The 15,288-nt window shown below is 41.5% G+C and carries 13 protein-coding genes; 9 read left to right on the top strand and 4 right to left on the bottom strand.

From position 1 onward, the window contains the following. Positions 1-214 precede the first annotated feature (214 nt). From guaB to argJ, 5 genes are all read left to right on the top strand, one after another. Positions 215-1,687: an IMP dehydrogenase gene (guaB, locus tag LK453_RS10745; protein WP_007393414.1), complete on the top strand. Its 1,473-nt coding sequence runs from the start codon at positions 215-217 to the stop codon at positions 1,685-1,687. A gap of 262 nt (positions 1,688-1,949) precedes the next feature. Further along, positions 1,950-3,308, top strand: a complete 1,359-nt coding sequence (glmM, locus tag LK453_RS10750) for a phosphoglucosamine mutase (protein WP_201537798.1) — start codon at positions 1,950-1,952, stop codon at positions 3,306-3,308. 115 nt (positions 3,309-3,423) lie between these two features. After that, positions 3,424-4,068 carry a pyridoxamine 5'-phosphate oxidase gene (pdxH, locus tag LK453_RS10755; RefSeq protein ID WP_201537800.1) on the top strand — a complete coding sequence of 215 codons (645 nt, stop codon included), beginning with the start codon at positions 3,424-3,426 and terminating at the stop codon, positions 4,066-4,068. A 142-nt stretch (positions 4,069-4,210) separates the two neighbouring features. Then, positions 4,211-5,026 carry an exodeoxyribonuclease III gene (gene xthA, locus LK453_RS10760; protein WP_201537802.1) on the top strand — a complete coding sequence of 272 codons (816 nt, stop codon included), beginning with the start codon at positions 4,211-4,213 and terminating at the stop codon, positions 5,024-5,026. An 82-nt stretch (positions 5,027-5,108) separates the two neighbouring features. Next, entirely contained in the window at positions 5,109-6,350 is a 1,242-nt protein-coding gene (gene argJ, locus LK453_RS10765; RefSeq protein WP_201541957.1) for a bifunctional glutamate N-acetyltransferase/amino-acid acetyltransferase ArgJ, read from the top strand. A 39-nt stretch (positions 6,351-6,389) separates the two neighbouring features. On the opposite strand, the gene LK453_RS10770 is transcribed toward argJ, so the two are convergent. The 3 genes from LK453_RS10770 to LK453_RS10780 all read right to left on the bottom strand — a co-directional run bounded on the left by LK453_RS10770 (position 6,390) and on the right by LK453_RS10780 (position 9,215). Further along, positions 6,390-7,442: an alpha/beta fold hydrolase gene (locus LK453_RS10770; protein ID WP_201537806.1), complete on the bottom strand. Its 1,053-nt coding sequence runs from the start codon at positions 7,440-7,442 to the stop codon at positions 6,390-6,392. 420 nt (positions 7,443-7,862) lie between these two features. Beyond that, positions 7,863-8,828 (bottom strand): alpha/beta fold hydrolase, encoded by a 966-nt coding sequence (locus LK453_RS10775; protein ID WP_201537808.1) that lies wholly within the window; start codon positions 8,826-8,828, stop codon positions 7,863-7,865. A gap of 222 nt (positions 8,829-9,050) precedes the next feature. Next, positions 9,051-9,215 carry a rubredoxin gene (locus LK453_RS10780; RefSeq protein WP_201537810.1) on the bottom strand — a complete coding sequence of 55 codons (165 nt, stop codon included), beginning with the start codon at positions 9,213-9,215 and terminating at the stop codon, positions 9,051-9,053. A 497-nt stretch (positions 9,216-9,712) separates the two neighbouring features. Here LK453_RS10780 and LK453_RS10785 point away from each other — a divergent pair, with 497 nt between their 5' ends. Beyond that, a complete protein-coding gene (locus LK453_RS10785; protein ID WP_227953996.1) occupies positions 9,713-10,819 on the top strand; it encodes an RNA-guided endonuclease InsQ/TnpB family protein in 1,107 nt (368 codons plus the stop codon). Between the two features lie 55 nt (positions 10,820-10,874). Then, on the top strand, positions 10,875-11,462 hold the full coding sequence (locus tag LK453_RS10790; protein ID WP_201537814.1) for an adenine phosphoribosyltransferase: 588 nt from the start codon (positions 10,875-10,877) through the stop codon (positions 11,460-11,462). 151 nt (positions 11,463-11,613) lie between these two features. On the opposite strand, the gene LK453_RS10795 is transcribed toward LK453_RS10790, so the two are convergent. Beyond that, positions 11,614-12,561 carry a transaldolase gene (locus LK453_RS10795; protein ID WP_201537822.1) on the bottom strand — a complete coding sequence of 316 codons (948 nt, stop codon included), beginning with the start codon at positions 12,559-12,561 and terminating at the stop codon, positions 11,614-11,616. A 310-nt stretch (positions 12,562-12,871) separates the two neighbouring features. Here LK453_RS10795 and pheA point away from each other — a divergent pair, with 310 nt between their 5' ends. After that, positions 12,872-14,050 carry a prephenate dehydratase gene (gene pheA, locus LK453_RS10800; RefSeq protein WP_227674456.1) on the top strand — a complete coding sequence of 393 codons (1,179 nt, stop codon included), beginning with the start codon at positions 12,872-12,874 and terminating at the stop codon, positions 14,048-14,050. Between the two features lie 76 nt (positions 14,051-14,126). After that, positions 14,127-15,230 carry a histidinol-phosphate transaminase gene (gene hisC / locus LK453_RS10805; protein WP_201542015.1) on the top strand — a complete coding sequence of 368 codons (1,104 nt, stop codon included), beginning with the start codon at positions 14,127-14,129 and terminating at the stop codon, positions 15,228-15,230. Positions 15,231-15,288: the final 58 nt, after the last annotated feature.

The raw sequence follows: 15,288 nt of genomic DNA on the forward strand, positions 1-15,288 counted from the left end.
ATTGGGACTAAATTTAAAGTTGAGATATTAGGCTCTGTTATTGAAAGTGAGCAACCTGCTATTGTAAGTTGAGGGACAATAACACCAGCAAAGTTGTCATTATTAATAATTACTTAAAGCGTATTTAACCGCGAAACTCTTTAAATTCAACTGCTCACAAAAGCATTTATTTTGTTATAATAGGTTGCTTATTTTCCCTAGCCAAGAGGTCTGTATGTTGCGAATCGTAGATGATGCCCTAACTTTTGATGATGTTTTACTCCTACCTGCATATTCAAATGTGCTTCCTAAATCAGCTTCATTGACGACGCGATTAACTGAAGAGATTTCATTGAATCTTCCTATCATATCTGCAGCAATGGATACAGTGACTGAGTCAGAAATGGCCATCACCATGGCTCAACTTGGTGGTCTAGGTATTGTGCATAAAAACATGGATATTGATCGTCAAGCCATGCAAGTGCGCCGAGTGAAAAAATTCGAAGCCGGTACGGTGGTAGATCCTATTACTGTAACCCCAGATATCACTGTGGGTGAGCTACTTCGTATTACTCATGAAAATAACATTTCTGGTGTACCAGTGGTTGAGGCAGGCAGTGGCCAGGTAGTGGGTATTGTTACTCACCGTGATGTGCGTTTTGAAACCAATCACAACCAGCCTGTTAGCAATGTCATGACGCCTCAAGATAAGCTAGTGACAGTGAAAGAAGGCGAAAGTAACGAAAGAATTAAAAAATTACTGCATGAACACCGTATCGAAAAAGTGCTAGTGGTTGACGACAACTTCGGCCTAAAAGGTATGATCACGGTTAATGACTTTAACAAAGCTGAGAATAACCCAAATGCTTGTAAAGACTCTCAAGGTCGCTTACGTGTGGGCGCAGCTGTCGGTACAGGTGCAGACACTCAAGCCCGTGTAGAAGCATTGGTTGAAGCTGAAGTTGATGTTATTGTTGTAGATACTGCGCATGGTCATTCGCAAGGCGTTATTGATAAAGTAAACTGGGTGAAGAAAAACTTCCCACACATTCAAGTTATCGGTGGCAACATCGCAACCGGTGATGCTGCTCTAGCTTTACGTGATGCGGGCGCGAACGCTGTGAAAGTTGGTATCGGTCCTGGCTCTATTTGTACCACGCGTATTATTGCTGGTATTGGGGTACCTCAAATCTCTGCTATCGATAATGTAGCATCAGCACTTAAAGACAGCATTCCATTGATCGCTGATGGTGGTATCCGTTATTCAGGTGATATGGCGAAGGCCATTGCCGCGGGTGCTTCTTGCATCATGGTGGGCTCATTATTGGCCGGTACTGAAGAAGCGCCAGGTGAAGTAGAGCTGTTCCAAGGTCGTTATTATAAAGCTTACCGTGGCATGGGTAGCTTAGGGGCTATGTCTGGCTCTAACGGCTCATCAGACCGTTACTTCCAAGACGCCAAAGACGGTGTTGAGAAGTTAGTACCAGAAGGTATCGAAGGTCGTGTGCCTTACAAAGGTCCTGTTAATGGTATTGTGAACCAATTAGTAGGCGGCTTACGTTCTTCTATGGGTTACACCGGTTGTGCCACTATCGAAGAGATGCGTACCAAGCCTCAATTCATTAAAGTGACTTCTGCCGGTATGAAAGAGTCGCATGTACACGACGTTCAAATTACCAAAGAAGCGCCTAACTATCGCATCAGCTAATCGATAGAATTGATTATGCCGTATGCTAACTAAGTTACAGGTAGCTGTTGCATAATTTATTGTTATAGAAATGACACTCAGTTGAGCCTATTTATCACTAATTTAAATAGGCTTAGCCACGTTTTTTATTAAAATGATAGGAAGTGTCGATTGTTCTCAAATAGTGATTTAAAAGACCAAAAGACCATATCTTTTGGTCTTTTTTTTGTAGTATATTAGGACATAATAAATTCAATTTAACCGTTAATTATTTGAGGTATATATGAGCTATTTCGGTACAGATGGTATTCGTGGTCTTTTTGGTAAATTTCCTATCACCCCTGATTTCGTTTTAAAGCTAGGTTATGTGGCCGGACAGGTTTTGGTAGACAAAAACCCTAACCCCAAAAAGAAACCGAGCGTGGTGATTGGTAAAGACACACGTCTATCAGGCTATGTTATCGAAGCAGCGCTGCAAGCAGGATTTAACTCAGCAGGGGTCGATGTTCATATGATCGGCCCTTTACCGACACCTGCTATCGCCCATTTAACCCGTAGCTTTCATGCCGATGCTGGGGTAGTTATTTCTGCGTCTCATAACCCTTATTATGATAATGGTATTAAGTTCTTTTCAGGAGATGGCCGTAAACTTAGCGATGACATGCAAAACGCCATCAATGAAAAGCTAGAGGGTATTGTTGAAGGTCATGCTGATTATTTTCAAGAAGACCCTGCACGATTGGGTAAGCATTTCAGAATCAATGATGCCAAAGGGCGTTACATTGAGTTCTGTAAAGGCAGCTTCCCTTACCAATACGATTTGTCTAATCTGACTATTGTTATCGACTGTGCAAATGGGGCAGGCTATAGTGTAGGCCCTCGTGTGTTACGTGAGTTAGGCGCAAATGTTATCGCTATTCATAACAAGCCAAATGGCGTTAATATTAATGATAAATGTGGTTCTACTTATCCAGAAACCATCCAACAAGCCGTTGTAGAGCATAAAGCCGATGTCGGTATTGCTTTAGATGGTGATGGTGACCGTATTGTTATGGTCGATGAAAATGGCGTGCTGGTAGATGGTGATGGTATTTTATATATCTTAGCCACTAAGTCGGAAACCAAAGCAGCCGGTGTGGTCGGTACCCAAATGAGTAATATGGGACTGCAATTGGCACTTGAAGCAGAAGGCATTCCTCTAGAGAGAGCCAAAGTAGGCGATAGATATGTGATGCAAGGTCTAGAGGCAAATGATTGGATTTTAGGCGGTGAGCCTTCAGGTCATATTCTATGTTTAGACAAGAGTCGTACGGGTGATGCGATCATTGCCGGTCTTCAAATCTTAGCAGTTATGGCAGAAACCAAGCAAACGCTTAGCCAGTTAACCGCAGGCTTTAAGCTATTGCCACAAAGTTTGGTAAACGTACGTCTTGAGCAGATGCAAGATCCTTATGACTTCCCAGAATTAGTCCAAGCTTTTGACGAGGCTTCAAAAAGCATTGAGGGACGAGGAAGAATTCTGATTCGTAAGTCAGGTACTGAGCCTTTGATTCGGGTTATGGTTGAGCTTGATAATACGGAAGAGTGCGATGCGTTGGCTCATAAGCTCGCAGATAAAGTCAAAGCTGTTATGGCGGGCTAATAAAGGTATTGATTCGGCATTTTTCTATTAAATATATTGAGTGCCCTTATAAGACTTATCAGCATAAAAACAATTTATAGGGGTTAATACAAATAGGGCGTAACATAGGTGATTTATGGACTTTACGGATCAAAGAGTATCGTATGAAAAGGGCGAACTTCATGAAGAAGTTTTATTAAATGACCCTTTTGAGTTACTTACCTTATGGGTGAGTGAAGCGATTGAACAAAAGGTTCCTGAACCTTATGCCATTAGCTTGGCCACTTGTGGTTCTGATAGTATGCCAGCGGTTAGGACAGTATTAGTACGTGAAATTAATGATAAAGGCATTGTGTTTTACACCAATTACCTAAGCGAAAAGGGTCAGGATATTGCACAAAACCCTCACGCTGAAAGTCTGTTCTTTTGGCACGATATGCAGCGTCAGGTAAGAATCCGAGGCAGTATCGCTAAAGTAGACCTTGCCACCACAGAGGCTTATTTCCAAAAACGTCCTTATGAAAGTCAAATAGGTGCTTGGGTCAGTCAACCGCAAAGTGGAGAAGTGGATAGCCGAGACACTATGGACGACAAGTTTGCAGCGCTTAAGCAACAGTATCCTGAAGGCAGTGTGCCGACGCCCGACTTTTGGGGAGGGTATCAGATTACCGCGACTGAGATAGAATTTTGGCAAGGCAGACCCAACAGATTGCACGACAGAATACTGTATACAAAAGCAGCGGGCAGTGAAAATTGGACCATTAAGCGTCTATTGCCATAAATTTTATAGGTACTTACCTTGTTATGGGTACTCATTTTATTGGCGTAATGCTTATAAGCCAATAATAAGCATAAGGTCGTTGACCTCTATAAATTTATAATAATGATTAGCACTTACTTTTTACCTTGGGATATTTAGGTTTATGATCCGTTTTGTTAGTTTTAATATCAATGGCATTAGAGCACGTCAGCATCAATTAGAAGCGGTTAGAGATATTATTGACCCTGATGTAATGGGTATTCAAGAGACCAAAGTACATGATGAGCAGTTTCCTTTACAAGATGTAGAGTCTCTAGGCTATCATGTGGAGTATTTTGGTCAAAAAGCTCACTATGGCGTGGCTTTGGTCTCGAAAGTTAAGCCGATATTTGTACAAAAAGGTTTTCCAGGTGAGTCTGAAGAGGCACAAAAGCGGTTTATTCATGCCCGTTATGTTTTTGATGGTAAAGAGATTGATGTGTTGAATGGTTATTTTCCGCAAGGGGAAAGCCGTGATCACGAAATCAAGTTTCCTATGAAAAGAGACTATTACGCCTCACTCAATGAGTATGTCGATCAGTTAAAAGAGGAAGGGCGTACTTTGATTATCATGGGGGATATGAATATTGCCCCTGAAGACAATGATGTTGGTATTGGTGAGAAGAATGCACAGCGTTGGCTCAAGAATGGTAAGACCTCTTTCTTGCCTGAAGAGAGAGAGTGGTACAGCGCTTTGATGAGCCGTGATTTATTTGATACTTACCGTATTCATAACCCAGATTGTAATGAGAAATTTAGCTGGTTTGATTACCGCAGTCGTGGCTTTGACGATGACCCTAAGCGAGGTCTAAGAATTGATCATATCCTGTGCACAGATGACATTAAAGACCATTGCATTGATGCCGGTATTAGTTATGAATTAAGAGCGATGGAAAAGCCATCCGACCATGCGCCAATTTGGGCTTCTTTCAAGTTCTAAGAAATAGCCTAAGCAAATAAAATTAACTTAAATTAAATAAAGACTGCACCGATAATTTTTAACCGATAAGTAAGGGACATTTATGCCAGTAGGAAATATTGCACCACCAGACGTTATCCATGCCATTAAGGGCGTTGAAATTGGTATTACCGCTGCTGGTGTGCGCTATAAAGACCGTGATGATTTGGTCGTATTTCGCTTGGCGGATAGTGCCACGGTTGCATGTGTTACCACCAGCAATAAATGCTGTGCTGCACCAGTATTGTTAGTGCGTGAGCATTTGAAGCAGCTTGCAGACAGCAATAAATCAGCACGATATTTGCTGATTAATACAGGCAATGCCAATGCTGCGACCGGCGATGAAGGTTATCGTCGTGCGCTACAGACTTGTGAGGTGTTGGCGGATAAAACGGGTGTGGCGGTCAATCAAGTAATGCCTTTTTCTACCGGTGTCATCGGTGAGGTTATCAATAGCGAGGCCATTATTAAAGGTTTAGAGTCGTGTTTGGCTGATTTATCACAAGATAATTGGTTAGCAGCCGCCAATGCTATTAGAACTACCGATACCATTCCCAAAGTAGCCAGCACTCAGATTACGGTCGATGATAGTACTGAATATAGTGTGACCGGTATTTCTAAAGGGGCGGGCATGATTCGCCCTAATATGGCTACTATGTTAGGTTATGTGGCCACTGATGCACCGATCACTCAGCCATTACTACAACAGATGTTGATTGAACTTACCAATCAATCTTTTAACCGCATCACCATCGATGGTGATACCTCGACCAATGATTGCTGTGTGTTAATTGCCACTGGTGATAATGAGTCGAATCTGATTGATTCTAAGCAGCATCCGCATTATGCCCGATTGTTCGAAGCATTGAAGCAAGTATTTGTTCGTTTGGCGACTTTGATTGTACGTGACGGCGAAGGCGCTACTAAGTTTATTACGGTTAAAGTGACTGGTGGCAAGACCGTTGAAGACTGTTGTGATGTGGCTTACGCCGTAGCACATTCACCCTTGGTTAAGACAGCTTTCTTTGCCAGTGATCCAAACTGGGGTCGTATTGTTGCGGCTGTGGGTTATTCAGGGGCTGAAAATCTAGATGCTAACCAAGTCAGTGTCACTTTAGACGATGTGGCTATTTGTACACGAGGTCAGTTGGATCCTAACTATACCGAAGAACAAGGGCAAAAGGTCATGAGCCGACCTGAGATTACTATTAATATTGATTTGGGTATGGGGGATGCAGCAGACACAGTCTATACCTGTGACCTATCTCATGAATATGTCAGTATTAATGCAGATTATCGCAGTTAAGAGCCTGTTGTAGGTTTATCAAATAAATACGACTGGGTTTTAGTCTTTAGAGGCAGTGTTTACTTCTAGTGAATTAAGCGTTGCCTCTTTTTCTATGTCCGTTATTGTACCGCTAAAATGCTCAGCGAATAAATCAGCCAGATAACGCGCCAACGCATAAGGGATATCGTGTCCTAAACCTGGAATAAGCTTAAAAGTAGCATGAGGAATGGTCTTGGCTAGGCTGTGACCATGAGCAGGGGGCAGTAGCCTGTCCTTGGAGCCATGCACGATTAAAGTAGGTTGTTTTATTTTGCTATCAGTTTCCACCAAAGAGCCGGTTGCTAAAACAGCCAATAGCTGACGATTGACTCCTTTGGGATAAAAACGCCGCTTATAAAGAGTTTTTGTTTTTTTTAAGGCTCGTCTTTCATCGAAGAAATCAGGTGATGCGATTACCCGTTGTAATTGTAAGTTGTTTTCAATTACCTCTTTAGGGTCTTTCAAATCGGCTACCGGTTTGGTTAGCGCTCTTAAGGCATCAAGCTTTGGTGGTGGCAAAAAAGGCTTATTGTTACTGGTTGCCAGTAGACCTAGCTTTTCTACCCGTTCAGGATATTCAGCGGCCAATATTTGAGCTATCATCCCACCCATCGACATACCAATGACATAACACTTCTCAATCTCTAAAGCATTTAAAAGTTGATGCACATCCTCTGTCATATCATATAGTGTGTAGGGGATACTGTCCTCTTCAATCTTAATCGGTAATCCCAGTTTGAATCTAGACAGTAAGGCCAGTTTTTTAGAGACGGACTTATATTCTTTGGTAAGCTTGTTTTTATGCTTTAGCTTGCTGGATTTGCCAATGTCTCTATTATCAAATCGAATAACCTGATAGCCGCAGCTGATTAAACGCTCACAAAACACATTAGACCAAACTAAAGATTGTGCCCCAAGCCCCATGATTAACAAAATGATAGGGTCTCCTTCATTACCACCACGTTCTAAGTAGAATTTATACTTGGGTGTTTTAATTTTATATGCCTGCATAAAATGCGCATATTTCGAAGGTTTGGTTTTAATCTGATACGGTGATTCTGGAGTGGACATAGAGCACAACCTAGTATTTTGTAATAATACCTTTGCTATAAAACAACCTATTTGTGTCAAACTCGCTAAACCTACGACTTATCAATTGTATGATTTGTGGTTTTTGCGTTTGCTTTCCTAAATAGGAAGATTTCTAGAGGTGATATAGGCGGTTAGCAAAAGGCTATTATCAAAGAAGACTAGAGCATTTGAATGTCATTTTGATGACAATTAGCCATAAAATGCTGTGATTAGGTACTGCTAGAAGCTAGAGAAGGTCTAGGCTCTAGCAGAAACTAATAGTAGTTTAAGTTTTATAGGTACTATTTTTTGAGCAATAGGATTGCTAAAGTATAGGGTTTCCAGAATAATAAAGTGCTTTTGACTGAATAACACAGTACGTTAAATTAAGCACAGCGTAATTAAGCACTGCGTAGTAGATTAATCTTTGTCTAACATATGTTTTTTCAGCTGAGAGACAATGAAAGGCTGAAAATACTCAGGTAAATCGTGTGACATACCTTTGATGAGCTTAAAGCGGGCATTTGGAATATCATTGGCCACTGCTTTGCCGTGAGAGGGTGGCAATAACCCATCATGGCTACCATGCATCACTAAAGTGGGTGCTTTGACTTCTCTGCTGTACGGGTGGATAGAGCCAGTCATCAAAATGGCTTTGAGCTGTTGCAGCGAACCAATAGGATAAAAGCAGCGTCTGTATCTTAGTCTGGCAACTTCGGCGACTGCTTCTTCATCAATATGGCCCTGTGAGCCTATAGTCCTGATAAACCATTGACCGTGTTTAACAATGTCTTCCTCTTCATAGCTATTAGGACGTTTGATCAAAGAGTAAAGTTGTTTGGGGCGAGGGGGCGCTAATAAAGGCTTATTATGAGTAGAGAATATCAGCGCAAGGCGATTGACCAAGTGTGGATATTTGGCGGCCAATACCTGCCCAATAATGCCGCCCATAGAAGCCCCTAGTACTTGCACTTGACGAAAGCCTAAGGCCCGAATTAAGCCGGCCGTATCATCTGCCATATCATCAATACGATAAGGAACAGGCGTCTTTGAGTTATCGAGACCAAACTGCAGCTTCATCATGGCGGCGATAGTGTTCACTTTGGGTAAATCTTTACGCGATATTTTGGTAGAAAGACCGATATCACGGTTATCAAAGCGAATTACAAAGAATCCAGCCTCAATAAGACGTTTAATAAAACTTTCAGGCCAAAAAATAAGCTGTGATCCTAAGCCCATTACCAATAATAACGGTGGATTATTAGGATTACCCCCGACCTCCACGCAGAGTTCAATCTCATCAGAGACCGGGATAATGGCTTGTTGCATTAAGTCTGAAATTGGAGACGGGTACCATTCATGTCGTGACAGAGCAGGGTTTTGCATAATTGTTCTAACTCCTTTTGACAGCCAATTTCTAACAGTCATTGCAACACATATAGGTAATTTGACCAATAGTGACAATACGCTTCTTGAAGTAGACACAGGTGAGAGATTGCATTGTCATGGTATGACTAATACAGCCTATAGCTAATATGGTCTATAACCAACGCGCTATCTCTATCATTGCCTATGTCTACTATTAAATATTTCTAGTATTAAAATATACTAAATTTCAAGCATTTCAAAATCTAATTTTCCAACACCACATTCAGGGCAAGTCCAATCATCAGGGATATCTTCCCATTTAGTACATGGCTCGATACCTTCTTCTGGGCAGCCTAATTCTTCGTCATAAATCCAGCCACAAACGATACATTCCCATTTTTTCATTACAGTCTTCTCTATACAACAAGGTTAATCTTTAATTTTGGAATTTGATTATAGCAAACAAGCCACATAACCGGTATTTGATTTTAAGTACGTTGTCTATAAGACGCAGCAGTGCGGATATGATAAAATGGCCGACATTCAAAATAATGCCTGTGCTAACCGGTCGATTTAAAAAAAAGCTAAACCAGTAGTTTCAACAAAGTTATTTACTTAGACAGAACCCGCTTTAACATAGCTCTTGGTTCTAATCATACTATGTGCTTTAAAAATCTATTAGCCTTAGACAACTTGGTTGTGTTTCTAGCTGTTTGGCGAAGAGTTTGGTTAGCTATTTTGTCAGCTGTTTTGAGAAATCAGTAGCATTAGCTGACTGTCATTATTTATCACCAGTCGCCGTAAAACCACCCACTTCAGGGGGTGGATATAAGGCGACATACACTGTCGTAAGAAACCGTTAAAGGGTTGTAAGTGAAAATTAATCTTGCCATACTAAAGATATGAAAACACTCAAGCTACGCATTAAAGACAAACACATAAAAAAGCTGAATCAGCTAAGCGGTTCAGTGAACTTCGTGTGGAACTATGTTAATGCACTTTGCTTTGAGCATCTAAAACGTACCGGTAAGTTTTTTAGTGCTTATGATCTAAGTGAGTATACCAAAGGTAGCGGTGAATATTTAGGATTACACAGTCAGACCTTACAGGCTATCAATGAGACACACGCTAAATCACGTAAACAATTTAAAAAAGCCAAACTTAACTGGCGTACTAATAGAGCTGATGCCAAGCGTAAAAGCTTAGGTTGGATACCTTTTAAGAAATCTGCCATCAAGTATTTGCAAACAAGGCAGACAGGTAAGAAGGCACTGAAATCAACCATACAGCTATCGCTATCTAAAGGTCAAAAGCTCATCATAGATGTATTCGATAGCTACAACCTAAGCCTATATCAAATTAACACGCTTGAGATAGTACAAGACAGTCGTAGTCGTTGGTATGCGTGTATCACCGTTAAAGACTTTCCTAAGCAAGTAAGTGGTAAGGGCAGCGTTGGTATTGATTTGGGCTTAAAAGAGTCTGCTACTACCTCAATGGGTGACAAGCTAACTATTAAGCAAACGCAAAAATGGGCGAGTAAATTAGCAGTAGCCCAGCGTGCTAAGAATAAAAAGCGTGTCAAAGCAATCCACGCTAAAATCAAAAACACAAGATTAGACTTAATTCATAAATTCACCGCCAAGCTTGTTAAAGATAACAGCTTAATTGTGGTTGGTGATGTTAAATCACACTCATTTACCAATAAAAAAAACAAGCTAGCTAAATCGACATATGATGCAGGATGGTTTGAACTTAAACGACAACTGGAATATAAATGCAAGTATGCAGGTTGTCAGCTTGAGATGGTAAATGAGAGTTACACTACCCAGACCTGTTCGTGCTGCCTTAAAATAAGTGACAGTAGTCCGAAAGGTAGAGCAGGCTTGCGAATAAGAGGATGGAGGTGTGCTGAGTGTGGCACATGGCATGATAGAGATATCAATGCCGCTAAGAACATCCTCGCGGTCGGGCTTGACCGTCTAGCTGTAGGAATCCCCTCGGTTTAGCGAGGGGAGGAAGTCAACCATGATACTCTCTGATCCCTAACTGTTGGAAAAACTTATGAGTGATACCCCTCAAAGTATCTTGAATCAACAAGATGCAACTTCTAAGCTACTTAACAATGATGTTTTACAATCCCGTAGACAGCATGACCTATGGAAGGCCATTCGTACTGTCTCTGACTTTCCTAAGCCTGGCATTGATTTTTATGACATCACACCTTTGCTATTGGATCAGGTTGATGAAGTAATCGATGCCTTATTAGGTGCTTTACCAGAAGGTCTGCTAGACGAAATTGATTGCTTTGTGGCAGTTGAGGCACGCGGCTTTGTCTTTGCCAGTTTATTGGCAGGCAGACTAGGTAAAGGGATGATATTGCTACGCAAACCAGGCAAGTTACCACCACCTGTGGCCAATAAGTCTTACGCTTTAGAGTACGGCAGTGATACCTTAGAAATCCAAGGCGGCTTAACACCGAAAAAAGTGCTATTGGTCGATGATATTTTGGCAACGGGCGGTACCTTAAATACGGCTTATAACTTATGTAAAGAATCGGGCCATGATGTGACTGGCGTGTTGGTGCTGCTTGATTTGGTGGATTTACATCCGGCGTTTCCTGTACCAGTTTACACCGTACTTGAAGGCTAAGTTATAGTTGTTAGAATTAAAGTTATTAGGGTTATATTTTTTAGGTTTTAACTGATTGTTAAGGCTGTTAATTTAACCCTGATAATCTAAACATGAAATAAAAACTCTACGCTGACGTAGAGTTTTTTTATGACTGTTGTTAGTACGACTATTATTTACTTAATTGCATTAAAGCTTTGGCCAACTCGTCACGCGCTGAGATGAAGCCATCAATACCTTTAGGTAGCAAATGCTGAGTGATGCTGTCTTTTTCATATTCTGCATTGAATTGATCACCAGTTAAACTCACTTTTGGCATGGTTTCACTGATCATATCCGCCGATAGCGCTTGCTCTACATGAGTATCTAATGCCGCTAGATCATCCAGCAAGTCAGGTGAGATGGTTAATAAATCACAACCCCCTAAAGCTAGAATCTGATCCACACTTCTGAAGCTTGCACCCATAACCTGAGTTTTGTAACCGTGCTGCTTGTAATACTGATAAGTGCGTTTTACCGACTGTACACCCATGTCTTCACTGACAGGTATTATTTGACGGTTTTGTTCACGTTTTTGCCAATCAAGAATACGGCCCACAAAAGGCGAGATAAGCGTTACGCCAGCTTCAGCACAGGCCACCGCTTGATGCTGACCAAAGATTAAAGTTAGGTTACAGTGAATGCCTTCTTTTTCTAATTGTTCAGCGGCTTTAATACCCTGCCAAGTAGCAGCGATTTTAATCAAGATACGGTCTTTGTCTACGCCGGCACGCGCATAAGCTTCCATAAATTCATGAGCTTTGGCAATGGTCGCTTCTGTGTCATAAGACAATCTAGCATCCACTTCTGTTGAAACACGACCATCGATTAATTTTAGGATGTCGCAGCCCACTTGAATGGTTAAGTTATCGATGACGTTGTCAATCATGTCATCGCCATCACTTGAGTAACGATTTAGGGTGTCAGAAAGCATGGCCTGCTTATCAGGGTGGGTGAGTGCTTTGGTAATTAGACTGGGATTGGTTGTTGCATCAACAGGCTTTAAGCGGGCTATGGCACTTAAGTCTCCCGTATCAGCAACAATGGTGGTCATGGATTGTAATTGTGATAAGGCACTCATCATGTATTCCTAATTTGTTTCTATGAGATTAAAAAATATCAAGGGTATCATTACAGCGTTATATGCTAATTTATACTTTTTCTACAAAAAACGCTGGCCCTCTAGCGTTAATTTTACCAGAGTATTAAACTAGCTATGTGCTGAATATAATTAAAAATACACTTAACGCCCCAAACTTTTGATTAAAATGGGAGGTAAGTGTATCGACAACTCAAACGACGCTATCTTAACAGGGCGTAAGTTTGTTATAGTTACTTTATTATGACTTGTAACGTATCCAATTATCATAACATGACCCATAGGCTTTTTTATGACTTCGTCAACAAATAACGATAATAACCATAATAATAGTAAAACCACACCTGCTAAGGAGCAGTTCACGGCGCCAGAAGATGTTTTGGTTGAGCTGCGCCAAAAAATTGACCATGTGGATGGTGAAATTTTACAGCTGATTAGTAACCGTGCCAAGCTTGCTCAAGAAGTGGCTGTCTTCAAAAAAGAACACGCAGATGAGGTGGATTCAAATCCTATTTTTTATCGCCCAGAGCGTGAAGCTCAAGTATTAAAGAACATTATGAAGCGCAATCAAGCTTCAGACAGTCCTATTAGCGATGAAAAAATGGCCCGCTTATTCCGCGAGATTATGTCAGTGTGCTTAGACTTAGAAGCCCCGCAAAAAATCGCTTTCTTAGGGCCGGTCGGCACCTTTACCCATGCGGCTGCCTTAAAGCATTTTGGTAAAGCTTCTACCACTGTTCCTTTAACCACCATTACCGATGTTTTCCGTGAAGTTGAGTCTGGCTCAGCTATGTATGGGGTGGTGCCGGTAGAGAACTCATCTGAAGGTGTGGTTAACCATACTTTAGATGGTTTCTTAAATTCTTCGTTAAAAATTATCGGTGAAGTAGAGCTGCCTATCCATCAAAACTTCTTGGTTGCTGAACACACCAAAATTGACAGCTTAAGTCGTATTTACTCTCATCAACAGTCTTTGGCACAATGCCGTCATTGGCTAGATGTGAACTATCCCAATGTTGAGCGTGTTCAAGTATCTAGTAATGGGGAAGCGGCACGTAGATTGCAAAATGAATGGCATTCAGCGGCGATTGCAGGGGATGTGGCGGTAGCCGAATATGGGCTACATAAACTTCATGAAAACATTGAAGACAATCCAGGCAACACCACTCGATTCTTAATCATTGGTCGTGAAGATATCGCCCCATCAGGTCAGGACAAAACCTCTATTTTGGTTTCTGCACACAACAAAGCTGGTGCGCTTATTGAAATATTGAAGCCCCTGTCTAAGCATGGTGTATCAATGACCAGTATTGAGACCCGTCCTGAGCGCCCTAATAAATGGTCGTACGTTTTCTTTATCGATATGGAAGGTCATATTGAAGATGAAAATGTAAAAGCAGCTATTGAAGAGATTCGCCCGTTAGTCAGGGATGTCAGAATCTTGGGCTCTTATCCTCAAGCCGTTATTTAGAAAGTTGTTTTATTTGTCCCATTAATCAGCCTACTGGCTACTTGTTTTTAAACTCGGTTATAAATTAGGTAATACGATGACCCAAAAAACATTTTTGACTCCCGCCTACGAGAGCATTTCAAAGCTACAAGCTTATCAAACAGGTAAGTCTGTGGAAGATATTAAGCGTGAAGACGAGGTCAATGATGTACTAAAGCTTGCCAGTAACGAGAACCCTTTGGGCTCATCGCCTTATGTGACGTTGGCCATTACTAAGAAGCTTGATCAGCTGGCCCGTTATCCCGATGGCAATGGTTCTGATTTAAAGCAGGCAGTGGCTGATTTTAACGATGTTGATAGTACTCAGGTCACGTTGGGCAATGGCTCTAATGACTTATTGGATATTATTGCGCGTACCTTTGTCAGTCATAACGATGCGATTGTCTACAGTGAGTATTCTTTTATTGTCTATTCAATGCTAGCGAAGATGATTGGTGCCACAGGTATTGAAGTACCCGCTAAGCGTTATGGTCATGACTTAGAGGCAATGTTAGAAGCAGTACAGCAGAATCAAAATGTCCGTATGGTATTCATTGCTAACCCCAACAATCCCACCGGCACTTTATTAAGCAAACAAGATATTTTGCACTTTGTAGAACAGGTGCCTTCTCATGTATTAATCGTGCTTGATGAAGCTTATATCGAATATTGCCCAGAGAGTAATAATCGCCAGTTAATTGATGATTTTGATAATGTCATTATCGTTAGAACTTTCTCCAAAGCTTATGGGCTGGCAGGTCTGCGTGTGGGTTACGCATTAAGTCATCCTAACGTGGCAAACTTATTAAACCGTATCAGACAGCCATTCAACGTCAGCTTATTGGCACAGTCGGCTGCGGTCGCTGCTTTAGCGGATCAAGACTTTATTGCTAAAGTACACAAGATTAATGACGGTCAAATGCGCTGGATCTGTAAGCAGTTTGATGCGCTAGGCTTAGGCTTTGTGAAATCTTATGCCAACTTTGTGATGGTCAATGTGGGGGATGCCGCAGGTATCTGCCAAGCTCTGCTACAGCAAGGCGTCATCGTCCGTCCTTTAGCTGATTATGGCCTTGATGAGTGGTTACGCATCACTGTGGGCACACCTGAGGATAATACCCGACTCATTGACACCTTGCGTGACACTTTAGAGTCTATGTAATCGCTTCGAGCATTAAAAATAGAGTACTGAAAGCTAACTATAGGCTTTGGGCACTGAG

The sequence above is a fragment of the Psychrobacter sanguinis genome (assembly GCF_020736705.1).
Lineage (GTDB): Bacteria > Pseudomonadota > Gammaproteobacteria > Pseudomonadales > Moraxellaceae > Psychrobacter > Psychrobacter sanguinis.